Here is a 21,680-nt window from a genome sequence, read left to right on the forward strand (position 1 = left end):
GGACAAGGATGCCTCTACCAGTAGGAGTCAGGCGGGCATTACGGTGGACCATGAAGACCTCTTAGTCGTTCGGTGTGTGTGGTAACCACCAACCTAAGAGGTCTTCACCCTTTCAACATGTAACCAACGTCCTGGCCGAGTACACCTAGCACTTCAGCTGGCTCCTCAGGTCGCTGGCCGCGGCCTGGAGCTTGACCGTCTCGTCCCGCAACGAGGCCGCGGCCTGCGTTAGCGTGGCGTCATTGGGAACGTCCTTGACTGCCTTTTCAAGGTTCTGTTCCGCCGTCTTCACCGCATCCGCACGGTCTTTCGCCACGTCCTGGGACTGTTTGATCATTTCCTCGTAGGTTTTCGTCACCTGGTCCCGGGCCGAATGGACTTCATCCACCGTGGCGCTGGGCTTCAATGTGTCCTTGAAGTTGGTCAGGGCCAGTGCATAGGCGCTGGCGGCAGCGCAGGCCTGCGATACATTTTCCTGCGGACTCGGCGCGCAACTAGTCAGCAGCGCAACGGCCGTCCCGAGCGCCACCGGCCCGGCAAATATGCGATGTGCTTTCATCAACGGAGAATCCTTCCTAAGGAACCGCCCCGCCGGCAGGTCGGCCGTCACGGACAGTTACAACCAGTGTCAAACCCTCACCCATCCCTGGCCTCACCCTGGCAGCGTGAATTTCCCGACGCGGGCGCCCGCCGGGCGCCAAGCTCAGACGATGCCCCGCTTGGCCGCCGTCTTGAGGGCATCACGCCGGCTGCCCGCCCCGAGTTTTCGGTAGATGGACCGCTCGTGTGTCTTGACCGTGTTCACCGAGATGTACAGGGCCTCGGCAATCTCGGCCGCCGTCATGATGGAACGCATGTAGGCGAGGACTTCGCGTTCACGCTCCGTGAGGTTCCAGTAGGACTGTGTCCGAAGGCCGCCCTCACCCTGCGCGTCGCGTGCCATGAGCGCGGCGATGAAGGACTCATGAGCGGTTCCCCAGACCGCGTGCTGGACGAGCAAATCCGCGAGTTCGTCCCTGCGGTCGGCGAACGGCCGCAGGACTGATGCAGGCTCGGCCCTCTGGACCGCGTGCTCAAGACGTTCGTGTGCCGTGGCCGTGTCTCCGCCCCTACAGGCCGCGAGCGCCTCCGTCAGGCTCAGGCAGATATCGATATACGCGTTCCGACGGTCCGTCACAGACTCCGCGCAGTGCTGGGCTGTCTCGATGTCCCCTCCGCGACGCAACAGCTCCGCCAGCAGCGTATCCGCCAATGCCCCGTGCCCTCCAGCGCCCAGTGGTTGAACGATCGCCAGCGCACCGGCGAGGTCACCCTGGGCCTCAGCGGCCTTTGCCACGGTGACGGAGTGCAAGGCGTCCCAGGACACGGCATACAATCCACGCCCGTGAGACGAAGCGAGCGCCGCGCACGAGTCGGCAAGCTGGTCCAGATCACCAGCGGCGCAATCAACCAGCACCCGGTAGATGCCGCTGAGCGGGCCCGACGGGAAGTGCTCACCGCCCAAGCGCTGGGCTTTGGCGAGGCACATCCGGGCAGCCGCCATGTCGTCCCGCCAATAGCACGCAATGCCCCGCGCCAACCAGGCCGGAGCGATCCGCTCTTTCGAAGTCCGGGCCAGCGCGTCTCCCCGCCCCAGCACCTGCGTGGCATATTCGTCGGCGCTCACCAGGTCACCGGTTGCTGCGAACGCTAACGCGAGATCCGCCTGGGAACGGACTTCGGTCTCTTCCAACTGGTCGGGGCTGCCGGCCCCCCGGGCCGCTTCCAGCAGTGCGGTCGCAAGATCGCCTCTGCGGTGTAATCGAAACTCGGCCTGGGCAAGCAGGAACAGTCCCGTCGAGCAGACCGCGGAACGGCCGTCATTCGCGGCGTCGCTAGACGCCCGGTCGTCCTCCGCCTGGCTTGCGTGGAGGTCCAGCCGGCCACCGGCAGGCAAGGGCTCGAAGAGGGCCCGGTAACCGTCCAGCTGCCGGCGTCGACTCGAGTCGAGCACAAAGGTCCGCGCCAGCGCCCGCTCGGTGAGCTCGGACGCGGCGGCGGCGTCGCCGGCTAGGACGCGGCAGACGGCTCGGATCATCAAGACTTCGGGGTCCTCGCTCCACGGCGCCGGCAAATCCCGGCACAGCAGCTCGAGGGTCTCGGCGTCGTTCCCGAGCAGGAACTCAAGCCAGTGCGCTCCGAGCGATACCACGGCCTGCCGGGGCGCGCGCCCGTGCACTGCCTGGTCAACGCACTCGACGACGTCGGCGTCCTGGTAGTACCGCGCCGCCACGCGGTGCAGTCGTTCCGCGAGAAGGGGATCGCGCCGCTGAAGTATGCGGCGGCACTGCGCCGCGAAGAGTGATTGCCAGCGGTACAGGGATTCGCCGCCACGGTAGTCATGCTCCGCAATGAACAGGCCGTTGCGCAAGCATTCCTCAAGCAGCACTCCGCCCTGGGGCCGGCCGAAGAGCTCGACGGCGAGTCGACGGCTGAGCCAGTCACTCGTGGTGGCCCGCAGGATGAACTCCGCCAGCGGCGGTTCGAGCTGGTCGAGGATCTCTTCGGCGACATAGCCGGCGAGAGGGATGTGCGTGGGTGTGGCGCTCGGCGTCGTGACCGGCACGTTGCGGGACTGAGCCAGCGAGACGAGACTGGCGTGGACGGCGACGGGCCAGCCGGCGGTCATCGCCCAGAGGGCTCCGGCGTCAATGGCCGCGTCTTGACCCAGCGAACACGCGAACTCGGCCACTTCCTCCCGGGTGAAGGCGAGTTCGGCCGCGTGAAGTTCGCCCAGTCCCTCGCCATACCTGAACCGTTCCAGCTGGATGGACGTATGCCCGCGGCCCGAGAGCACCAGCCGCAGAGAGGGGGGCGCCGAGGCGGCGAGCACCCCGACGATTCCGTTGCCGAGCCCCGGGCCGGCCAGCTGAACATCGTCGATCACCAGGACAATCGGCTCGGTGAGATGCTCGAGCGCTCCGAGGAGGAGGTCGTAGGAAGCGGCGCGGTCATGGGCAAGGCCCTGGTCGAGAGTCAGCAGGGCGTCGTTTCCGGGTAGCGGCAGCCTGCTCGCCGCGGATTGAATCGCCCCGACGACCCCGTGAAAGAGCCGTCCAGGTTGGGTATCGAACCGGTCAAGCGACAGCCACGCGCACGGCAGCGCGCACTTGCGGACCCAGTCTCCCAGGAACGTGGACTTGCCGTAGCCGGCCGGTGCTGCGACGAGCGTCAGGCGGTGCGAATCGGCGGATGCGGTCAGGGCGTTTTCCAGGCGCGGGCGCTCCAGCGCTCCGAGCCCTCGCACAGGAGGCCGGATCTTGAACTGCGGACCAGGCACCCATTCGGGTTTTAGAATCTCTCCCACGTTGCACATGCTAGGCGGACGCAAAAGGGCTCCAACAGGGCGCAAAGACCCCTTGTGCCCTGCTGTCTTGTGCGACTTAAAGGCGGCCAGGAATGCCCAAATGCGCCGCAACGCGAATTGCGTGAGCGGGGGTATCATCAGTCATGGCTTCGAAGCACGGCAGCCAGACGAACCCGATATTCCTGCATGATCTCGATAAGGCCAGCCGTAGGCGCGTTCTTATTTTCGCGGTCGCACGTCTGGTTGCATTTACGGTAGTAATCCTCACCCTCTATTTCTTTATTCCAATAGGGGGGTTTAACGACGCCAATCCTGCGGCCGCGTGGATCCGGCTTGCGGGCATCGTCTTGGTCTTTCTTGCAGCCCTGGTCCTGCAATTGCGGATGATACTCACGGCGCATATCCCCCAGGTCCGGGCGGCCGCGGCAGTCGTCGAATCCGTCCTCATGTTTCTGTGTCTTTTCGCGCTGCTTTACACGTCAATGTCACTAACGGACCGATTTTCCTTTAGCGAACCCCTGAACCGGACGGATGCCCTGTACTTCACCACTTCCACGTTTGCCACCGTGGGATTCGGTGACATAACTCCGGTGAGTCAACTGGCGAGGGCGGTGGTGTCAGTCCAAATGGTTGCTGATCTGGGCGCTCTCCTCTTAGTCGCAAAGGTCGCCTTCTTCGCGGCCGGCCGGCGTCTGGGCCGCTGACGCCAAGGGCGCCGTCGTCATCACCCGAAAGGGGTGAGTCAGGACTTTGGTGTGAGCATTTTGCGGTGCAGGCAGTGGCGGACAGTGGCTCCTTGTGACCGGGCCGGGATCTGACGCGCGGATCGGCTCCCCCGCCACAGTCGCGGCAAATAATTTTGCGGCGCAACAGATCACCCTGTGTGGGTGGGGTTGGACCAACGCCCCGCGTGGACAATCAAAATTGTCACGAGTGCCCAACCGCAGGGCAGGAGCAGCGCCTGCAGCTCCCGCTTCCGGCTTGAGGCAGGCGTCGAATGAAGACCGGTCAGGCACAACAACGTAGCCTGTCGCCATCGTCCTATAGGCGGAGCCCCTCATGTCTCTCCAGGATCAGTCCCCCAGCTCCAGCGGCCCCGAACAGGAAGAAATACTCCGGCTCCGGGCGGAGATTGCCCGGTTGCAGCGCGAACGGGACGACGCCAGGAAAGCACACCCAAGGCCCTCCGGACCGCGCCCCGGACTGGCTCGACGGATAGTGGCGATCGTGCTGGTGGTCCTGACCGCCGTGCTGGCCTTTGCTGCGGTGCCGGCCCTCTACCTGCGCAGTGAACTCATCGATACCGACCGGTATGTGGCTACTGTGGCGCCCCTGGCATCCGACCCCGCGATTCAGGCCGAGATCGCTGACAAGGTCACGCAGCAGATTACCGACGCGGTGGACTTCCAGACCATCACCCGGGATGCGCTCAACGAACTGAGCAAAACGGCGCCGCGTGCGGCCGCCGTGATCACCGGGCTGGCGCCGGTCATTGCGGAGCAGACCAAGAACCTCATTCATTCCACCGTCGCCAAGTTCGTGGCGACCCCGCAGTTTCAGGATCTTTGGACACAGGTGAACCGGGCGGCTCACCAGGGGCTGGTCAACCTGTCCACGGGGAATACGGGCGGCGCCGTCAGTATTGACGAGAGCGGGACGGTGTCGATTTCCACGAAGGAGATCATAGCCCGGGTCAAGGCCCGCCTGGTCGAGCAGGGCGTCGACATCGCCGCCAGGATTCCAGAGGTGGACAAGCAGATACCGCTGTTCCAGTCGCCCGAGCTGGCCCGCGCCACGCAAATCATCAGCGCGCTGGACCGGACCGCGCCCATACTGGCATGGCTGACGGTGATCAGCGCCGTCGGAGCGGTCGCAGTGGCTCCCCAAGGCCGCAGACGGAGCACCACCAGCGGCGTAGGTTTGGCCGTTGCTGTGGCCATGGCACTGCTGGCGCTGGGACTTGTGATCGGGCGGAGCATCCTCCTGGACTCGATCCCGCCCGATACTGTCTCGCCGGCGGCGGCTGAAAGCCTGGTCGAGACTCTCCTGGTGCCGCTCCGCACCAGCGTGCGCCTTGTGTTCGTCGTTGGGCTCCTGATCGCTTTGGCTGCATTCCTGGGCGGCCACTCGCGTACCGCGGAGTTTGTCCGGCACGGTCTGGCGAGTGCAGGAGACTACATCACGGGCAAGGTCGGTGCCGGCGAGGCCAAACCGTGGCAACTCTGGCTGGCCCGCTACCGTCGGATCCTGGAGGCCACCGTCGTCGGAATCGCTGTGCTGGTGCTGATCTTTTGGCAGGACCCGACGGCAGCCGTCGCCATTTGGACGGCCGTCCTGGCGGTCCTGGCCGTTCTCCTCGTCGAGCTGCTGTGCCGCCCTGCCGTAGCGCCCGGGGCCGCAGAGTCCGTCCCGGGGGCCGGCGCCGAGACCGCCACTGTGCCGGTCGCCGGGCCCACTCCCGGATCAGCCACCGTGTCGGCCACCGGGTCCGCCCCATCATCGGGCGGCCCCCCGGACGAGCCGAATCCCACGATCCCTCTCCCCTGACGGATTCACGGCGACGCCAACGGGCGCCGCTCAGAAGGATGCCCCGGGCACGAGTGCCCGGGGCATTGCCTGTTCAGCCCGGGAGCACAGCTAGCCGGCCACCGGCGAGAACGGGAAGAGCTCTTCGCCGGCTCCGTGGACCACGACGCATGTGGATTCGGGCACTTCCCGCCACGCCCCGCGCAGGTCCCCCAGCGGCTCGGAGACCACCAGGCGCGTGTCGTCGGAGAGGCCGTGGAGCATCGGGTTGTCCGGGTATTGGGCCCGGAGTGTCGCGATGTCAGTGCTATGGAACAGGGACCTGGACCGGCCCTCGCTCGAGTAGCGGAACGCCCAGGTACTGTCGCCGTCGGTGGTTGCCACCGTCATCTGAATCGGAAAATCGATGCCGTGCCGCCGGCCGACCTCTTCAATCAGCCCTACGGCGGAGGCGACACCCGCCCGCGGATCCTGCTCCAGGCCGAAGGTGAGCGCCAAGTAGAAGAACAGCTCCGAGTCCGTGGCTCCCTCGATCTGCGGAAACAGCGACGGGTCGACGGCCATGGCCAAGTCGCGCTTCACCGTCGGGAAATCCGTGATGAGCCCGTTGTGCATCCATAGCCAGCGTTCGTGGCGGAACGGATGGCAGTTGGTCTGTTGGACGGCCGAACCGGTCGAGGCACGGATGTGCGCGAAAACGCGGCCGGCTGAAGCCTGGGCGGACAGCTCGCGCAGATTACGGTCGTGCCAGGCCGGCTCCGTGCTGTGGAACACACCGGGATACGGCGCCGAGCCATACCAGCCAACACCAAAGCCGTCACCGTTCATGGTTTCCACGCCCATACGAGCATGTTTGCTCTGCATCACGAGCGAGTTGGCGGGTTTGTACAAAAGCTCTTCAATTTTTACCGGCGAACCCGAATACGCGAGCCAACGGCACATGGCATCCTCCTCTGCTGTGGATTGAAGTCCATCACGGGTGCAGGACCCGCGCATCATCACCCCGGGGTGATTCGGCGCCGTCAGGGCAGCTGCCGAGTCTCTCCACGTTCACCGCAGGACGCCACATAGCGACGGCGGCGACGATGCGCCGCCGTCGCGATGCGGCTCCGAGGATCACCCCCGGCGGGTGAGGCGCCCGCACGGCGCGAAGCCAACACTGGTGGTACCTGCCAGTGTCTGGGCTGGCCAGGCACAGGCCCATTAAGAGCGCCAACCAACACCGCCAACCTACGGAGAGAGGGGCCTCCAGTGTCGAGACCACAACCAGTCCTCGCGCGGATGATCACGCTCGGGGCCGCGATGGCGTTGCTCGCCGGCTGCAGCAGCACGGGCGCTGGCCCCAGCCCCAGCCCGACCCCGAGCGTTTCGCCCGTTTGCGCTGCTGCTGACGCCTACGAGTCTGCCCTGACGAATTTCAAGGACACCCTGAAACCAGGCGCCACCGTGGATCAGATCCGGACGGCTCGGGATCAGGTCGTGAAAGCCTTTGACGACATGGTCAGTGCGGCCGGGGACGCTGCCAAAGGTCGGGTGGATGCAGTCAAGACGGCAGAACAGAAGTTCGCTTCCGCAGTGAAGGCCGTTCCCAACGACGCCACCCTGACCCAGGCAATCGATTCCCTGCGGGACGAAGCTGCCAACGTCCAGGGCGCGGTCAGTGACCTCACCAGCGAGGTCAAGTGCTAGTCCGGCCGGCTTGCAGATCCCCAAAACCCGTCCCCCGCCCAGGCTGCGTCCCCAAACAACGCCGCGCCAAGTGAAAGTAGGGAAGCCACAATGAGTTTCTTCGAGAACTTTTGGGATATTTTCTGGTGGCTGTTCTGCGTCTATGCGATCTTCGCCTTCCTGTGGGCGTTGTTCATGGTGATTGGCGACCTCTTTCGTGACCACGAACTCAGCGGCTGGTGGAAGGCTGTCTGGATAGTCTTCCTCGCATTTGTACCTTTCCTGTCGCTGCTGGTGTACATGATCGCCCGCGGCAAGGGAATGACGGAGCGGTCGATGGAACAAGCCCGCAAGAGCCAGGCGGCAGCAGATGCGTATATTCGCCAGGTTGCCACGGCGAGCCCCAGCGAAGAGATCGCCAAAGCCAAATCGCTCATGGACGCCGGAACGATCAGCCCGGAGGAATTCGAAAGGATCAAGAGCAAGGCAGTCGCCTGACTCAACGCGCCCTCAGCTCTGCATCGCCCCCGGTGGGGACCGGTTTGGGGGCGGGGCGCAAGGGACAAACCTCTCTACTCATCGCGCCTTCCCGCCTCTAAACTGGGGCCAGTCTGAACCAAGGAGGGCTCAATGGAGCCGGCATCATCGGAATCGGATCCACGCCCAGCCCTCCCCCGCACCGTCACCATCTTGCTCGCCCTGGCCGGCGCGACCATCGTGACTTTCGGCCTCGGTGCGATCAAAGGAATCGTCACCCCGGTATTTTTCGCGTTCGTGCTCACTCTGTGTGTTCATCCCATCCGCCGCTGGATGCAGGCTCGGGGAATCTCCCGGGGCATCGCCACGGGCACCACGATTGCGGCCGTCTTCGGATTGTTGATCGCTTTCGCCGCAGTCTTCGTGCTCTCGCTTGCGCAGTTCTCCGCGCTGCTGCCCCAGTACGCACCGCAGTTCGCCCAGCTGGGCGCCAGCATCGCCGGCGCCTTGGAATCTGTCGGTTTCGGACCGGAGCAAGCCCAGGCAGTCCTGGACGGGTTCACCCCCGGGCGCATCCTCGGTTTCCTCGGCGGCCTGCTGGGGAACGTCGCGAGCCTGGCGGGCAGCCTCGTGATCATCCTGACGATGCTCATTCTCATGGCGGTCGACGGCTCGCGCATACCAGCGATCCTGACCCATTTGAACTACCACCGCCCGGCAGTGGTCTCCGCCTTCATCGGCTTCGGTGACGGCGTGCGCCGCTACATGGTCGCCACCACAGTCCTCGGGATCGCCCAGGGCCTGTTCAACTGGCTCTTCCTGGTCATCCTCCAGGTCCCCGGAGCCCTGCTCTGGGGTTTGCTGTCTTTCATCTGCAGCTTCATCCCCAACATTGGCTACTTCATCGCGATCATCCCGCCGCTGTTCTTTGGATTCCTCACCGGCGGCTGGCCGACCGTTTGGGCCATTATCATCATCTACGGCGGAATTAACGGCGTCATCCAGTCCATAATCCAGCCGAAATACGTCGGCAACGCAGTATCGCTTAGCGAAACCCTGACCTTCGCCTCCGTCCTCTTCTGGACCGTCGTTCTGGGCCCTGTTGGCGCCATCCTCGCCGTCCCCCTGACCCTCTTCGTGCGCACGCTCCTGCTAGATTCCGACCCGTCGGTCTCATGGTGGCGTCCGTTGACGGGCGATCAAAAGGATGTGGAACCGCTCCTCAAAGCCGAAGATGAGACGATCCGCGCGCGTCGCGGACGGACACGGCCGGGCCGCCCGGACACGGGCAGCGTCCCGGAGGCATGACGTGCTGTCGGGGGGCCGCCCGCGGCAGGTGAGAGCCGCATGCTGAACACCATCACCAGCCTCGTGCTCTTCGCCCTCGCCGGGGCAATGAGCACCGTGCCTGTCAGTGTGACGATCATGATTTTGCTCTCCCCCAATCCACGCCGCGGCGCCGTTCCCTTCCTGGTCGGCAGCCTCGTGGGCTCGATTGTGGTCGTGGGGCTCTCGGCGGTCGGGCTGCAGTTCCTGCCCGTCAGGCCGCGCATCCGTAAGGACGAATTAGTGGCCCAGTTTGCCCTGGTGGTCGGTGTGCTTTTGATTGGCTACGCCGTATACCTCCTGTTAAGCAAGGGCGGGCGGGACAGTGCCATGCTGGGCAAATTGAAAACGAGGTTCCTCTCTGCCCCGCCCTGGGAATTCGTAGCCCTGGGCCTGGGCTTGAACCTGCGTCCCAAGGCAATCCTGCTGGCCGTCACGGCAGGTGCCGTGATCAGTGTCCAGGAACTGCCGCCGTTGGAAGCAAGCGTGCTGATCCTCGCCTACGCCGCCGTGGCCCAGTCCGCCGTCGTCGTTCCGGTCGTCGTGTGGCTGCGATCCCCGGAGCGCGCGCAAGTTCCTCTCACAGCCCTCTACGATTGGTTGCAGCGCAACGGCCGCAGGATCGCGGCGATCGTCACGCTGGCAATCGGGCTTTTCCTTGTCGGCTACAGCCTCGTCCAACTCTGACCGTGAGGCCGCGCAGATCGGACCCGGTCCCGGCCGAACGCCTAATCCAGGATCGCGCCTTCGCCGGTGCCGGAGGGCTTGGGGTCTGGAATGCGCATCATGCGGAAGGAGATGACGAAGCCGGCGACGCTGGCGAGGATCGGAATGAGCAGCCCGATCTGCAGGGCAATGGGCCGGGCCTCAGTGTTGATGCGGATGATTTCGGCCTGGATCTCCGGCGGCTGGCCGGCGAGCTGTTCCGCGAGCTGGGTGTTGCTGAGGACTTGCGCGTCTGCTTCCAAGGCTTGCGCGACCTGCTGCTGTTCGGCGGGCGGGAGTACCGTGCTCGAGGTCGCCAGGCTGGTGAAGATGGCGGCGAGTGATGCCAGCATGATGGCGCCGGCAAAAGCGAGTCCGAATGACAGTCCGAACGAGCCGGCGGCTGAATTCACGCCAGCGGCCTCGCTGACGCGTTCGTCGGAGATTGGGGACAAAGTGTAGTTGTTCAGCTGCGACACCAGCAGCCCGAGTCCGGCACCCGCAATGATCAGTGGGATCAAGAGCCACCAGCCGGAGTCGGCACGGGGCACCACCGGCAGGATCGCGAGCAGTCCTGCCAGAAGAAAGATGAACCCCCACCTGATAATGCCGGCCGGGCGACGCGTCCCTGCCTTCTTTCCGGCGAGCAGGGCGATGCCGAACATGGTCAGCGAAAGCGGCGCGATGGACAGCCCTGCCTGCATCGCGTTGTATTCGAGCACCATCTGGAGGTAGATCGGCAACACGATCATGGTGCCGCCGAGGGCGATCTGCTGAAGCATTTGCTGCGTGGCGCCGAACCGGAAGGCCTTCGAACGGAACAGCCCCGGGTCCAGCAGCATCGCTTTGTTGAGCCGCTCGCGACGCACGAGCCAGTAGGACAGCCCGGCCAATCCGGCCGCGCCGACGATCAGCAGCGCGCCAACGGCCTCGCCGCCCTCCTGCCAGACCAGGATGCCGAGAACGATCCCGCCCATGCCCACCACCGACAGGATTGATCCAACGACGTCGACCTCCCGGGGTCCCGTATACGGCACATCCTTAACGAGCTTGATGCCGGACAACACGACCGCGATGATTACCGCTTCCAGGAGGAAGGCAACGCGCCAGGAGAGAAACGTCGTGATAAAGCCACCGAGCAGGGGTCCGACGGCGGCGGCGATCGCCGCCGCGGCGCCCACGAGGGCATAGACCCGCTTCCGGGCATCGCCGTCGAAGTTGCCGTGGATGAGCGACTGCATGGCGGGGAGCAGGAGCGAGGCGCCCAGGCCGCCGATCAGCGCCCAGAAAACGATGATCGCGGTGATGCTCTGGGCCAGCGTCATCGCCACGGCGCCGACGGCGTAGCCACAGAGGCCCAGGACATAGGCGCGTTTGCGCCCGATCAGGTCCCCCACTTTGCCGCCGATCAGGATGAATGCCGCGGAAACCAGCGCTTCGAGGGCGATCGCCGCTTGAAGGTCGCTGACCGTGCTGTTGATGTCCTTGACCACGGCGGAGATCGAGACGTTCATGATCGATGTGTCGACGACGAGCACGAACATGGCCATCGCCAGCAGCACGGCGAGTCTCTGGTTGAACTGCACCGGCTGGGTCCCGGCGTCGTTGGAAGCGCTCATCACTCTGCGTCCCCCCGGCTCGCCGCATACGGGGTCATTACATGGCCGGACATGTCGCCTCCTCTGGCGTGGACCGGACAGGCGCACGCGTGTGCGTGGTGCTGCAGGATCACATCCCGCCAGAGCCCGCCGCGGTGTGATGCTGATGCAAAGCTAGCCGCCCGGCACCCAGACCGGATCATTCCCGGCGGGTGAGGTTTCAACCCGCCCAGTCCGGCGAAACCATGCAAGCACGCGATCCCCGCCCCGGATGGCCTACCGTAGAAGACTGCCCCGGCTTTGTAGCGCGGCAAATGCGTCCCGTCCCCCTAAAGAGTCCGATGCCCGGAGGCAACCCCCAAATGGTCGAACAGCTAACTGCCTTCGTGCTGACCTGCCTGGTGGTAGTCCTCGTGCCCGGTCCGGACTTTGCGCTGGTCCTTCGGAACGCGACCCGCGGGACCCGATCGGCAGCGACAGCCGCCGCCGGAATCATGGTTGGCAACACGATTCTTGCACTGCTGGCCGTGCTCGGTGTCACCGCGCTGCTGGGGGCCTCGGAGGTGCTCGGGACCGGGATCAGGATCGCCGGGGCGGCCTACCTGCTCTATCTGGGTGTCCGCGCCTTCGCTGAGGCGTTCCCCAGAGAATCCAAAACGCCCGGGACGCCCAAAAATCCCAACCCGCCCGCAGCCCGGGAGGGACGCCCGCTCGGCGGAAGTTCACCCTTCGTCCAGGGAATGGTGAGCAACCTGCTGAACCCGAAGGTCGCCGTGTTCTACCTGTCGCTGTTCCCGCAGTTTAACTTCGCCCCACTCCCGCCCCTCGCCCAGCACACGTTGATGGCCTGCATCTTCTTGCTGATTGCCTTGGCCTGGTACGTGTTGTTGCTCACCGGGATCAAGAGGGTGACAGGCTTCCTGGCCCGGCCCCGGACCCGGCGGATGATCGTCGGGGGTTCGGGCGCGGTCCTGGTCGGGGTTGGCGGCACGATCCTGACGAAGACGCTGGTCTCCGCCTAGCCGCCCCGGCGCGTACACGGGCCGGGCCGGGACTTCTGCCCGAGGGTTCAGGCCGGACGGGTCACCCACAACGGATGATGGCTTTGCACTCCGGCACTCTGCGCGATCAATGCCCGTGGTCCTTCAAAGGGGATGGACCTCCGCGTTCCCACGGCACTGGGCTCCCGGGGGCTTGGGTCGCGGCCGCACCGGGCTCTAGCTCCGGGCGACGTGGCTGGTTCGCGTTGAACTGGTCGGCGTCGACGGCGGCGAGGTTGCGGATCAGGACGATGAGCCACGAGAAGATCAACAATCCGGCGATGAGCTCCACCGCGGTCAGGTTGTAGTAACCGACCGGGAACCACAGCACCGCGGCGACAACGATGACTGCCAGGAACACCCACCCGAGCGCTGCGAAGGCGGGCGAGATGGAGGGGACGAGGGCCCGGATGCGGACAATCAGGGACGCGAACACCACCACCATGCCGGACGCGACCAGTGTGTGGAGACCGAAGCGCTCATCGACCGGGAACACTCCCACGCAGGCGAGGAACACGCCCATGAGGGCGATGCCGCCTTCGAGCAGCCTTGCCCGTCGAAGCGCGGCGGGGGTGTTGGCGCTCGCAGCGAGCGTCGCCGTCGAATATCCCGCCAGGGTGGTGACCACGACGCCGCCGACGATCAAGGTGAAGTTGAATGCCACCCCGGAGACGTCGGAGCTCATGCCGAGGGCGCTGAGGTTCTCCTGCCACCAATGCGGGTCAGCTGCCGTGAGCATGCTCGTGAGGACACCAGTGACGAGGAAACCGGCAAGTAGCGCGGCGAGCCGGTAGGCGGTCATCCCGAGCGCGGAGAGGTAGGCGACGTAGGCGCTGATAGCCCCCACGGCCCCGACCAGGACGGCGGCCGCCACGGGATAGAGCAGTGCGCCGATGAACGCCTGCTGGAAGACCCAAAAAAGCGCCAGCCAGCCGAGTAGGAAGATACACGCGTGGGCCAGCGCGAGGGCGCCGACGTCGATCGCATGACGCGTCCGGCCGCCGCGGAACTGCGGTGACACCGGCGTCGGTCGTTGCAGGCAACCGGCCACCACGGCCGCGGCACCAAGCACCGCCGTGCCGATCGCTGCAATGTCACCGGCCGAGCCTCGTCCGGACAACGGCACAGGATCCCGCCCGACCAGCAGAAACGCGACACCGCCGAGGACCACAAATCCCACGCTCCCGATGAAGAGCGCCCTCGACTCCGAGGTGACTGCTGCGTGTTTGTTCCGGTCTGACATCACTCACTTCGATTCGCTGCCGTTGTGGGCCCGTGCAGTTCCGCCGTTGAGGCCGGACACTCCCACGCTATGTCCGACGCTTCCGGTCGCCGTCACCCGGAACGGGTGAACTGCTATTGGGGACGGGAAGCCGGCCGGCGTTTCACGCGCCGGAGTGCGGAACTATCAGCACCGGCCGGGCCTGCAGGCGGGTCAAGGAAACGCTGACGGAACCTTCCAGGAGCCGGCCCATCCTCGCAACCCGCCCGGGCCGCTGCCCGCCGACGATCAGCGCAGCCGCATCCGTGGCTTCGGCCAGCCGGCCCAGGGCCTGAGCAACTTCCCCGTTGAGCACCCTGAAAGTCCACGCCCCGCCGGGCCGTCCGAGCACGCCGGTGAGCGCGGCGAGAATCTGGCCGGCGGGGAATTCGGCGTCGACATTGGGGACAGGATCCAGCGAGGTGCCTGGCTGCGATCCCTCAGGCTCCCACTCCGTGAGATAGCTCGCCGGGTCCACAAATCCGCAGATCAGGTGGGCGTCCATGATGACGGCCAGCCCCGCGGCGGCCCGTACCAGCCGCTCATCGAAATCCCAGGGCACGCCGAGAACCAGCGGGCCGTCCGACCAAACACCGGCACCGGCCTGCTCGAAGTCCTCGACAGACTCCATGGGAACCATGAGCCGCGACCTGTATCCGGCGGCCAGTTATGCCGTGAAGGCATGCAGTGAATCCACGCCTTCATTATGCCTACTCGCGGCCCCTCGGCGAAGGGCGCGGGCACGGGTCCCGCACGCGAGCGATCGCATGCGGGACCTTGTGCCTAGGTCAGAGTCCACGAGCGCTTGGACAGACCGAACCAAAAGCCGTCGATCGCGGTCTTGGCCTGGATGTCGCCGGATCCATATGCCGCGCCGAGGGCAACGTACAGAGGAGCCCAGTGCTCGCTCCGGGGGTGGGCCTCGCGGGCAGCCGGTGCCTTGTTCAGGAAGTCCAGGATCGAGTCGACGTCGCCCCGGGCCATGGCTTCCTCCGCCCAGTGGTCAAATTCGCTGGAGGCCGCGGGCGGGGTGATGTCCGGTCCCCCGGCCGGGTTGAACCAGCGCAGGTTGTGCGTGGTGAATCCCGATCCGACGATCAGCGTGCCCCGATCGCGAAGGGGGCCGAGGGACATCCCGAGGTCAAACAACCCCTGCGGATCGAGCGTCGGCATGGACATTTGCACCACCGGGACATCCGCTCCGGGGTACATCTCCTTGAGCGGAACATAAGCACCGTGGTCCAAGCCGCGGCTTTCGTCGCGCTCCACGTGGTGACCGTGGGCGGCCACGAGCTTCTCCACTTCGGCTGCGAGTTCAGGTGCCTGCGGGGAGTCATAGGCCACTTCGTAGTACTTCTGCGGGAAGCCGCCGAAATCGTAGACCAAACCGGGATCACGCCCGGTGGCACTGAGCGTCACGGGGGCGTTCTCCCAGTGGGCGGACACCATGAGGATGTCCTTGGGCTTGCCGAACGTACCGGACCAGGAATTGAGTTCGCGGGTCCACGTGGAGTCATCGGCCAGGGGCGGGGCGCCGTGGCTGAGGAAGAGGACCGGAGGGCGTTCGGTGGTCTGCGTCATGGAAACATGGTACCCCGAATTGATTGAAGCTTCAAGCTTCACGGCCGATGGGAAGGCTAGTGCCATCATGATGACGTGACTATCGCAAAAACGATCCTGCTGTTCATCCTGGCCGCGGCCGCCGAAATCGGCGGGGCCTGGCTCGTCTGGCAGTCCGTCCGCGGGGGCCGGGACTGGTGGTGGGCCGGGCTGGGCGTCGTGGCGCTGGGCATCTACGGCTTCGTCGCTACATTGCAGCCGGACGCCCACTTCGGGCGGATCCTCGCCGCATACGGCGGCGTGTTCGTGGCCGGCTCCCTGGCCTGGGGCATGATCTTCGACGGCTTCCGGCCGGACCGGTGGGACATCCTCGGTTCGGCCATCTGCCTGCTCGGGGTCGCCGTCATCATGTTCGCGCGGCCGGCGCCGCCAGCCTAGAGACCTGCTGCGCGCCCGAGGACCTGGCCGAGGATCCTCGCACCTTCCCGGAAAGCACCCTGGTTAGGCCCGGCATAGTTGAGCCGGACGAACGGCCCGGCCGGTTCGGCCGGGAACCAGTCGGTGCCGGCGGCGATGATGACCCCGGCATCCTCGCAGTCACGGACGAGCCGGTCGACGTCGGTCCCGTCGGGCAGGCGCGCCCAAAGATTGAGCCCGCCCCTCGGGACGTGTGCGACGTGGGCCAGCGGAGCGTGCTCCCTAAGGCTGTTGAGCAGCAGGTCCCGGCGGCTCAGAAGCTGGTGGCGCAGCCGGCGCTACTCTTCGGCGCCGTCCTCTGCGCAGCCATCGGCTACGCGGAAGGCGGCAAACTGGCCCGCGAACTCGGCGCCTGGCAGACCGTCTCCTGGGCACTCGTCCTGGTCTCCCCTCTCATGGTGTGCCTCGCGGCGACCTCCATGGCCGGACATCCTCCATCCGCTACCCCGGCGCAGTGGGCCGCGTTCGCGTACCTTGGGATCGTGAGCATGTTTCTTGGCTTCTTCGCCTGGTACCACGGCCTGGCGATCGGACCCATGGCACAGGTCAGTCAGATCCAACTGGTCCAGCCCGTGCTGAGCATCTGTTGGGCCGGGCTCATCCTGGGCGAGGACCTGACATGGGCCACCATTATTGGCGGCACCGTGGTCATCTTCTGCGCCGGGCTGGCCGTCCGCTCCAGGCCCGGGGCCGCCCGGCCTTCAGGGTCAGGGGGGAAGGTGATGGCGAGGGCGAATCGGGCCCGCTGACCGGGCCGCCTGCACCCCGCGTTCGATCCACACTTAGTCCACGATCCGAAGGGAAGATCTCCGTGTACATCCCCGCACATTTTGCTGTAAGCCCGGATTCCGTCCAGCACCTGCTCACCCGCCCGGCCGCTGCCAATCTGGTCACCGCCACCGCAAACGGCATGCTTGCCACGCTGTTGCCGTATATCTATGACGCCGAGGCAGGCGACCACGGCGCACTGCACGGACACCTCGCCCGCAACAACCCCCAGTGGTCAGAAGCCGCCCTGGGCGAATCGCTCGTCATCGTCCAGGGAGCGGACGCCTATATCTCGCCGTCGTGGTATGCCTCCAAGGCTGAGCACGGACGCGTCGTTCCCACCTGGAATTACTCCACGGCCCACGTCTACGGCAAGCTGGTCATCCACGACGATCCCCTTTGGCTCGCCAGCCATGTGCGGCGGCTGAGCGATCACAACGAAGCCGCCGAAGACCGGCCCTGGACGGTCGATGAGGCCCCCGAGCGCTACATAGCCGGCCAGCTGCGCGCCATCGTCGGCGTCGAGCTTCTGATCACCCGGATCGAAGCGAAGCACAAACTCAGCCAGAACCGGCCCGACGCCGATATTGATGGCGTGGTGGCCGGGCTGCGGGCCCGCGGGGACTTGGAGAGCGCCGCCGACGTCGAGGCGGCACGCGCGGCCCGGGACCAGGTTCGATGCCCACACCCCGGCGGAGCCCGGGCCTGATCGGAGCGGGCGGGGTGAGTTCTCCTTAGCCCTGGCGAAGCCCGAGGGTGTTGCCGTCAGGGTCTCGGAACCAGGCACCCCTCGCCGGGCCGAGCTGCGCGATGTGGCCCGTCGTCGCCAGGGGACCTTCGGTGTAGTCCAGGAAGACGACGCCCCTGGCGGCCAGGTCCTGAACCACGGCCTCGATGTCGTCCACCTCGAAGTGGGCGAGCGTGTGCTCCGTCGAGACCGGCGGGCGCTTGAAGACGGAGATCTCGCTGGCAGAGCCGCAGCTGAACCGGGCTCCCGCGGGGGTTTCCCACAAGAGAGCCAGGCCGAGGACGTCGCCGTAGAACGCCTTCGCGCGCTCCAGATCCGTGACCGGAATCGTGGCTACAACCATCGTGGCAGTGATCATCAGAACCTCCTTGGCGGACCGATCCGGTCGACGTGACCGGACTGTCGCGCCGGGCGTGGCGGCAGTACCCGGGTCCTTGTGCTTACCCACGGATGCTCCCACTGTTCAGGGCCGCGGGACAGGGCCTTCGGACCCGGCGCCCGCCACCCTCGCCGCCTGCACAGCCGCCTGGCGCCCTCGCAGCCGGGCCCGGCGGCCACGGCGCATGTGTGGGCGCTAAGGATGCGGTGGAGACGCTGACGAACGCTCTCGGCTTCCTCTTCACAGCCGCTTTCGCTGCGTTTTCGGACCGGCGCTATCCAAAAAGTCCGGCGCTATGGGTAGTCCCGTAGCGCCGGGCCTTTTGCGCGTCCCGGGTCCGTTACCGTAGCGGAATCCGCCGACGAAGGACCGCGTGCAGGACCGCCGCCGCGCCTCAGCTACGAGTGGCCAGGGACGATCGGCCGAAGTCTGTGTGCCACACGTCAATGTCCTTGCCGGCTGCGTCGGTGAGGACGTATTCGGGCCAGCGATCAAACGCGGAGCAGGGATGGGATATCCCGAAATCCACGGTGTCGGTGACATCCAGTCCGGTCACTCCTGTGAGGACCGCATGATGGTCGAAGAGATTGCGTACCACGCCGGCCGCGTTATTCTTGGTGCCACCTTCGGCGGTCCGGGCCGACAGGAAGATCGGCAGTCCGGCGTCGTACGGCAGATCCCGTTTACCGGCCCCGACGACGGCCATCCCCTCCTCGGGGGTAGACAGGACCACGGCGCGAACGGAAATCGCCGGAATGAGACCCGGAACGGGGCTGACGGCGGCGTACGTGCCGTGATCGTGGGTGACGTAGCACCCGGATCGCAGGATATTCCTGGTGCCGGGCACCCGGGCGGCGTCCGGAAGGAACTCAACCACACGGTCCGGGAATGCGGATCCACCCATGGAAAAGATGGGCGTGGCTGTCTCGAAGAACGCCGCCGTTTCCAGGAACACGTCCCGCACCAGCCGGCAGTGCCGGTCAACTGCCGTGACCGTGGCTTCGGCTCTGCTGTTGGGCACGACACCCTCGTAACCGGCAACGCCGACCAGCCTCAGGCCCGGTGCGGCGTGGACCAGCCCGGCCAGGAGCAGGCCCTCGGGGAGGCTGCGCACTCCGGTGCGGCCGCCGGGTGTTCCGACGTCGATCATCACTTCAAGGGCTGCCGGGCCGCCGCCGAATACCTCCGAGGCCGCCCCGACTCCGGCGGCCGAATCGACGAAACATCGAATTTCCCGTGCCGGATCTTCGCCAAGCCAGGTGCGGACACGCATCAGACCGAATCGGTCGACGATCTCATTGGCAACGAGAACGCGGTCATGTCCCCACTTCAGGGCCGAGGCCACTTGATCCACGGTGGCGACGGTGACGCCCACGGCACCGGCAGCCATCTGCCGCTCGATGATCGGTGCCGACATGGTCGTCTTGACATGCGGGGCGAGTTCCACGCCCCGCTCCCGGCACCACGCCGCCATGACGCTGATGTTGTTCTCAAGGGCAGCGCTGTTGAGCCGCAGCTGTGGATATGCCGGGCCGGCGCCGAACCCAGCCGCGCCGGCTCCGTCAGGTCCGCCCTGGCTTCCGTTGACCCTGCTCACATCCATAATCTCAACACTCTAGTGGCACTCGTCGGCCTCCGGTACGGCCTCGACGTCCAGCGCCGGGTTCCTGTCGAAGAAGCCCACCGGCTTGAGCCAGAACGCGACGGTGTCGGCCGGCATTACCGGCCACTCCTCCGGCCGCGGGATGTGGTGAATGCCGAAGACGTACCAAACGACGACGTCGGTGTTTTCCACGGACCGGCCCTGGCGCACCCATTCCGGCATTCCCAGGCCGCCCGCGCCCTGGTTCACGAACTCGCCGGCCGGCCACCGTTCCTCGGCGTTGTTCGGTGTCACCCATACCGTGTGCCCAATGACCTCCGCGCGCTGGAAAACCGGGGACGCCGGGTCGAAGAATGAGGGGAACGCTGCGCCGGGCAGCAGTTTGTAGGACACCGGGGTCCCGACTCCGTTGAGCGAGTTGTCGTTCGTCACCGTCCAGGCCCGCTGGGTCTCCCACGAATAGTCGTCGGGCCCCTCGGACGTGATGGGGGTCTTCTTCTGGTGCAGGGCGAGTCCGTATGGATTGTCCGGGCCCATCGGGACTATCTCGGTTTCCGAGCGGTAGACCGTGTTGGCCGCGCCGTCGATGTCCAAGTCGAGCCGGGCGATCAGGAAGTGCTGGTGGTAGGGCGCGTAGGTCCGGTTGTCCACCAGCGTGCCGCTCGGATGCTCCTGGCCTTCGGCGAAATACGTAACCACCATGATTCCCGTGGCCCGTACCTCGCACTCGATGTTCCCGTCCTGGTAGAAGCGCCAGTAGACCAGGTATTCGTAGTTCGCCACGGTGACGTGGAACGACACCACGAGTCGACGCATGCGGCGCACCTCAATGCCGCCGTCGTGGTCCATGTGCTTCCACAGCACCGCTGCGTCCTCTTCATGGATGCAGATAGCGTTCTTGATGGTGTACGGCTCCCCCGCCGAGTTGTGCATGACCGCGTCCAGATACCGCACTTCCCCGAGGCAGTCGCAGCCCAGCTCCAGCGACGTCGTCATGAATCCCAGACCCCATTCGCCGACGTCGAACGCGGTGCGGCGGTAGTGGTCCTCACTCTGGTCCCGGTAGGGAACCGCCATTTCGGCGAAGGAGAGGCGGTTCGCGATCGGCCGCTCGCGGCCCGCGTCGCGATAGCTGACCCGGTGAATGGTCATCCCTTCGCGATAGTTGAACCCGATGCGCATGGACCAGTTCTGCCAGCTGATCCTGTTGCCATCAATCCGGAAGGAAACGCCCTCCGGCTGGACAATGGCCAGCGGCTTCAGCGGCTCGCGGGTGCTTACGCTGCGGAGCCGCTCCGGGATCAGCGCCGGGACATATTCGCCCATGATCTCGGGAGGGTCGACCGCAAAGGTGTCCTCGATGTCCAGCAGCTCCATGGAGGCCAGGTCAATGATGCAGTGCAAGCCGTTGACCGGCCCTGCATAGGGATTGGCTCCCGAACGGGCCCGGACCCAGGTGTCTGACCAGCCGATCCGGCGTCCCTGGTACTTTTCGGGGATCAGCATCAGGCCATAGGTCCAGACGTCCATGAACACCAGGGACAGGTCGGTGATGCCGCGCTTGGCAAGCGCTGCGATCACCCGCGGGTGGCTGCGCAGCGCTGCGTCAGCTTCTTCCCACTCGTCCACGGTCATGTTCGCCTGAACTCCCGGGATATGGGTGAAAGAGATGACAACCCCGCGAGTCAGGGATAGCCGCGCCTGGTACGTCTTGTTGGAGGACCGTTCAAAGCAGTTCACGCCGGCGATCCGATCAGGAACCGGCCCATCGGCATCGGATTCGAAGGCACCGACGGCGGCCTTGTCCGGTTCGATGAGCTCTATGGCTGCCAGCCGCCACGCGGGAAACGTGACGCCCTGTGCGCTGGCGAGCAAGGCCGCCGCCGCACGGAACTCGTCCGCGCTGAGCGGATCCAGTGGATGAAACTGTGCTGAATTTTCCACGGCGCTCTCCTTTGGAAAGCTCGACGAAAGCAGGATCATCCGGGAGGGCCCGGCTGTCCAACACTGGACTACGCGGGAGGCAGTGGTAGCCGCATCGCGCTCCCGCCCGGCGTGCACGTCGCTGCGAGCAACCCGGGCGGACGAACCTCAGAAGACGCCATGCAGCCGCGGTGCTGGCCACGACGCGGTGGCTTCATGAGATGAGTGTAGGGGCCGGGGAACTGTTCAACCAGCCAATTCTGCTGCAATTTACC

The 21,680-nt window shown here is 65.7% G+C and carries 19 protein-coding genes and 2 pseudogenes; 10 read left to right on the forward strand and 11 right to left on the reverse strand.

Annotated features, from left to right (window positions below):
- Window positions 1–145 precede the first annotated feature (145 nt).
- Entirely contained in the window at window positions 146–559 is a 414-nt protein-coding gene (locus AB4Y72_RS17545) for a hypothetical protein (protein WP_441427421.1), read from the reverse strand.
- A gap of 144 nt (window positions 560–703) precedes the next feature.
- Window positions 704–3,346, reverse strand: coding sequence for a LuxR C-terminal-related transcriptional regulator (locus AB4Y72_RS17550; protein ID WP_441427422.1), 2,643 nt, complete (start codon window positions 3,344–3,346; stop codon window positions 704–706).
- Between the two features lie 143 nt (window positions 3,347–3,489).
- On the opposite strand from AB4Y72_RS17550, the gene AB4Y72_RS17555 reads away from it, so the two are divergent.
- Together AB4Y72_RS17555 and AB4Y72_RS17560 are read left to right on the forward strand one after the other, a co-directional pair.
- The gene (locus AB4Y72_RS17555; protein WP_441427423.1) at window positions 3,490–4,050 is read left to right on the forward strand and encodes an ion channel; all 561 of its coding nucleotides are present in this window, start codon (window positions 3,490–3,492) and stop codon (window positions 4,048–4,050) included.
- A gap of 355 nt (window positions 4,051–4,405) precedes the next feature.
- A complete protein-coding gene (locus tag AB4Y72_RS17560) occupies window positions 4,406–5,893 on the forward strand; it encodes a hypothetical protein (RefSeq protein ID WP_441427424.1) in 1,488 nt (495 codons plus the stop codon).
- Between the two features lie 90 nt (window positions 5,894–5,983).
- On the opposite strand, the gene AB4Y72_RS17565 is transcribed toward AB4Y72_RS17560, so the two are convergent.
- Entirely contained in the window at window positions 5,984–6,814 is an 831-nt protein-coding gene (locus AB4Y72_RS17565) for a class II glutamine amidotransferase (RefSeq protein WP_441427425.1), read from the reverse strand.
- Between the two features lie 309 nt (window positions 6,815–7,123).
- Between AB4Y72_RS17565 and AB4Y72_RS17570 the strand changes: the two genes are divergently transcribed.
- From AB4Y72_RS17570 to AB4Y72_RS17585, 4 genes are all read left to right on the forward strand, one after another.
- Window positions 7,124–7,561 (forward strand): hypothetical protein, encoded by a 438-nt coding sequence (locus AB4Y72_RS17570; RefSeq protein ID WP_441427426.1) that lies wholly within the window; start codon window positions 7,124–7,126, stop codon window positions 7,559–7,561.
- A 90-nt stretch (window positions 7,562–7,651) separates the two neighbouring features.
- Window positions 7,652–8,038 carry an SHOCT domain-containing protein gene (locus AB4Y72_RS17575; protein ID WP_441427427.1) on the forward strand — a complete coding sequence of 129 codons (387 nt, stop codon included), beginning with the start codon at window positions 7,652–7,654 and terminating at the stop codon, window positions 8,036–8,038.
- 132 nt (window positions 8,039–8,170) lie between these two features.
- Entirely contained in the window at window positions 8,171–9,325 is a 1,155-nt protein-coding gene (locus AB4Y72_RS17580) for an AI-2E family transporter (RefSeq protein ID WP_441427428.1), read from the forward strand.
- 39 nt (window positions 9,326–9,364) lie between these two features.
- A complete protein-coding gene (locus tag AB4Y72_RS17585) occupies window positions 9,365–10,030 on the forward strand; it encodes a GAP family protein (RefSeq protein ID WP_441427429.1) in 666 nt (221 codons plus the stop codon).
- A gap of 41 nt (window positions 10,031–10,071) precedes the next feature.
- Here the strand turns inward: AB4Y72_RS17585 and AB4Y72_RS17590 are convergent, their stop codons facing one another.
- Window positions 10,072–11,667 carry an MFS transporter gene (locus AB4Y72_RS17590; protein ID WP_441427430.1) on the reverse strand — a complete coding sequence of 532 codons (1,596 nt, stop codon included), beginning with the start codon at window positions 11,665–11,667 and terminating at the stop codon, window positions 10,072–10,074.
- Between the two features lie 341 nt (window positions 11,668–12,008).
- Between AB4Y72_RS17590 and AB4Y72_RS17595 the strand changes: the two genes are divergently transcribed.
- Window positions 12,009–12,668 (forward strand): LysE family translocator, encoded by a 660-nt coding sequence (locus AB4Y72_RS17595; protein ID WP_441427431.1) that lies wholly within the window; start codon window positions 12,009–12,011, stop codon window positions 12,666–12,668.
- Window positions 12,669–12,774: 106 nt separating this feature from the next.
- Here AB4Y72_RS17595 and AB4Y72_RS17600 read toward each other — a convergent pair whose 3' ends face one another.
- From AB4Y72_RS17600 to AB4Y72_RS17610, 3 genes are all read right to left on the reverse strand, one after another.
- Window positions 12,775–13,929 carry a hypothetical protein gene (locus AB4Y72_RS17600; RefSeq protein WP_441427432.1) on the reverse strand — a complete coding sequence of 385 codons (1,155 nt, stop codon included), beginning with the start codon at window positions 13,927–13,929 and terminating at the stop codon, window positions 12,775–12,777.
- Between the two features lie 142 nt (window positions 13,930–14,071).
- On the reverse strand, window positions 14,072–14,587 hold the full coding sequence (locus tag AB4Y72_RS17605; protein WP_441427433.1) for a universal stress protein: 516 nt from the start codon (window positions 14,585–14,587) through the stop codon (window positions 14,072–14,074).
- Window positions 14,588–14,730: 143 nt separating this feature from the next.
- Window positions 14,731–15,528 (reverse strand): dioxygenase family protein, encoded by a 798-nt coding sequence (locus AB4Y72_RS17610; protein ID WP_441427434.1) that lies wholly within the window; start codon window positions 15,526–15,528, stop codon window positions 14,731–14,733.
- Between the two features lie 75 nt (window positions 15,529–15,603).
- Here AB4Y72_RS17610 and AB4Y72_RS17615 point away from each other — a divergent pair, with 75 nt between their 5' ends.
- Window positions 15,604–15,945: a YnfA family protein gene (locus AB4Y72_RS17615; RefSeq protein WP_441427435.1), complete on the forward strand. Its 342-nt coding sequence runs from the start codon at window positions 15,604–15,606 to the stop codon at window positions 15,943–15,945.
- On the opposite strand, the pseudogene AB4Y72_RS17620 reads toward AB4Y72_RS17615, so the two are convergent.
- Window positions 15,942–16,262 (reverse strand): annotated as a pseudogene (locus tag AB4Y72_RS17620) (PLP-dependent aminotransferase family protein); the annotation flags it as partial. The gene AB4Y72_RS17615 and the pseudogene AB4Y72_RS17620 sit on opposite strands and share 4 nt — an antisense overlap.
- Between AB4Y72_RS17620 and AB4Y72_RS17625 the strand changes: the two are divergent.
- Together AB4Y72_RS17625 and AB4Y72_RS17630 are read left to right on the forward strand one after the other, a co-directional pair.
- Window positions 16,263–16,733: pseudogene (locus AB4Y72_RS17625) on the forward strand (DMT family transporter); the annotation flags it as partial.
- A 62-nt stretch (window positions 16,734–16,795) separates the two neighbouring features.
- Window positions 16,796–17,461: an FMN-binding negative transcriptional regulator gene (locus AB4Y72_RS17630; protein ID WP_441427436.1), complete on the forward strand. Its 666-nt coding sequence runs from the start codon at window positions 16,796–16,798 to the stop codon at window positions 17,459–17,461.
- A gap of 25 nt (window positions 17,462–17,486) precedes the next feature.
- Here AB4Y72_RS17630 and AB4Y72_RS17635 read toward each other — a convergent pair whose 3' ends face one another.
- The 3 genes from AB4Y72_RS17635 to AB4Y72_RS17645 form a co-directional block, all read right to left on the reverse strand.
- Entirely contained in the window at window positions 17,487–17,858 is a 372-nt protein-coding gene (locus AB4Y72_RS17635) for a VOC family protein (RefSeq protein ID WP_441427437.1), read from the reverse strand.
- 415 nt (window positions 17,859–18,273) lie between these two features.
- Window positions 18,274–19,476 (reverse strand): alanine racemase, encoded by a 1,203-nt coding sequence (locus AB4Y72_RS17640; RefSeq protein WP_441427438.1) that lies wholly within the window; start codon window positions 19,474–19,476, stop codon window positions 18,274–18,276.
- 18 nt (window positions 19,477–19,494) lie between these two features.
- A complete protein-coding gene (locus AB4Y72_RS17645) occupies window positions 19,495–21,426 on the reverse strand; it encodes a primary-amine oxidase (RefSeq protein ID WP_441427439.1) in 1,932 nt (643 codons plus the stop codon).
- Between the last annotated feature and the right edge of the window lie 254 nt (window positions 21,427–21,680).

The organism is Arthrobacter sp. YAF34 (genome assembly GCF_052113245.1).
Lineage (GTDB): Bacteria > Actinomycetota > Actinomycetes > Actinomycetales > Micrococcaceae > Arthrobacter.

What these genes read in the sequence shown, in the direction of transcription:
- AB4Y72_RS17545 (WP_441427421.1), bottom strand. Translation starts at nt 559, where the DNA reads ATGAAAGCACATCGCATATTTGCCGGGCCGGTGGCGCTCGGGACGGCC.
- AB4Y72_RS17555 (WP_441427423.1), top strand. Translation starts at nt 3,490, where the DNA reads ATGGCTTCGAAGCACGGCAGCCAGACGAACCCGATATTCCTGCATGAT.
- AB4Y72_RS17560 (WP_441427424.1), top strand. Translation starts at nt 4,406, where the DNA reads ATGTCTCTCCAGGATCAGTCCCCCAGCTCCAGCGGCCCCGAACAGGAA.
- AB4Y72_RS17565 (WP_441427425.1), bottom strand. Translation starts at nt 6,814, where the DNA reads ATGTGCCGTTGGCTCGCGTATTCGGGTTCGCCGGTAAAAATTGAAGAG.
- AB4Y72_RS17575 (WP_441427427.1), top strand. Translation starts at nt 7,652, where the DNA reads ATGAGTTTCTTCGAGAACTTTTGGGATATTTTCTGGTGGCTGTTCTGC.
- AB4Y72_RS17580 (WP_441427428.1), top strand. Translation starts at nt 8,171, where the DNA reads ATGGAGCCGGCATCATCGGAATCGGATCCACGCCCAGCCCTCCCCCGC.
- AB4Y72_RS17585 (WP_441427429.1), top strand. Translation starts at nt 9,365, where the DNA reads ATGCTGAACACCATCACCAGCCTCGTGCTCTTCGCCCTCGCCGGGGCA.
- AB4Y72_RS17590 (WP_441427430.1), bottom strand. Translation starts at nt 11,667, where the DNA reads ATGAGCGCTTCCAACGACGCCGGGACCCAGCCGGTGCAGTTCAACCAG.
- AB4Y72_RS17595 (WP_441427431.1), top strand. Translation starts at nt 12,009, where the DNA reads ATGGTCGAACAGCTAACTGCCTTCGTGCTGACCTGCCTGGTGGTAGTC.
- AB4Y72_RS17600 (WP_441427432.1), bottom strand. Translation starts at nt 13,929, where the DNA reads ATGTCAGACCGGAACAAACACGCAGCAGTCACCTCGGAGTCGAGGGCG.
- AB4Y72_RS17605 (WP_441427433.1), bottom strand. Translation starts at nt 14,587, where the DNA reads ATGGTTCCCATGGAGTCTGTCGAGGACTTCGAGCAGGCCGGTGCCGGT.
- AB4Y72_RS17610 (WP_441427434.1), bottom strand. Translation starts at nt 15,528, where the DNA reads ATGACGCAGACCACCGAACGCCCTCCGGTCCTCTTCCTCAGCCACGGC.
- AB4Y72_RS17635 (WP_441427437.1), bottom strand. Translation starts at nt 17,858, where the DNA reads ATGATCACTGCCACGATGGTTGTAGCCACGATTCCGGTCACGGATCTG.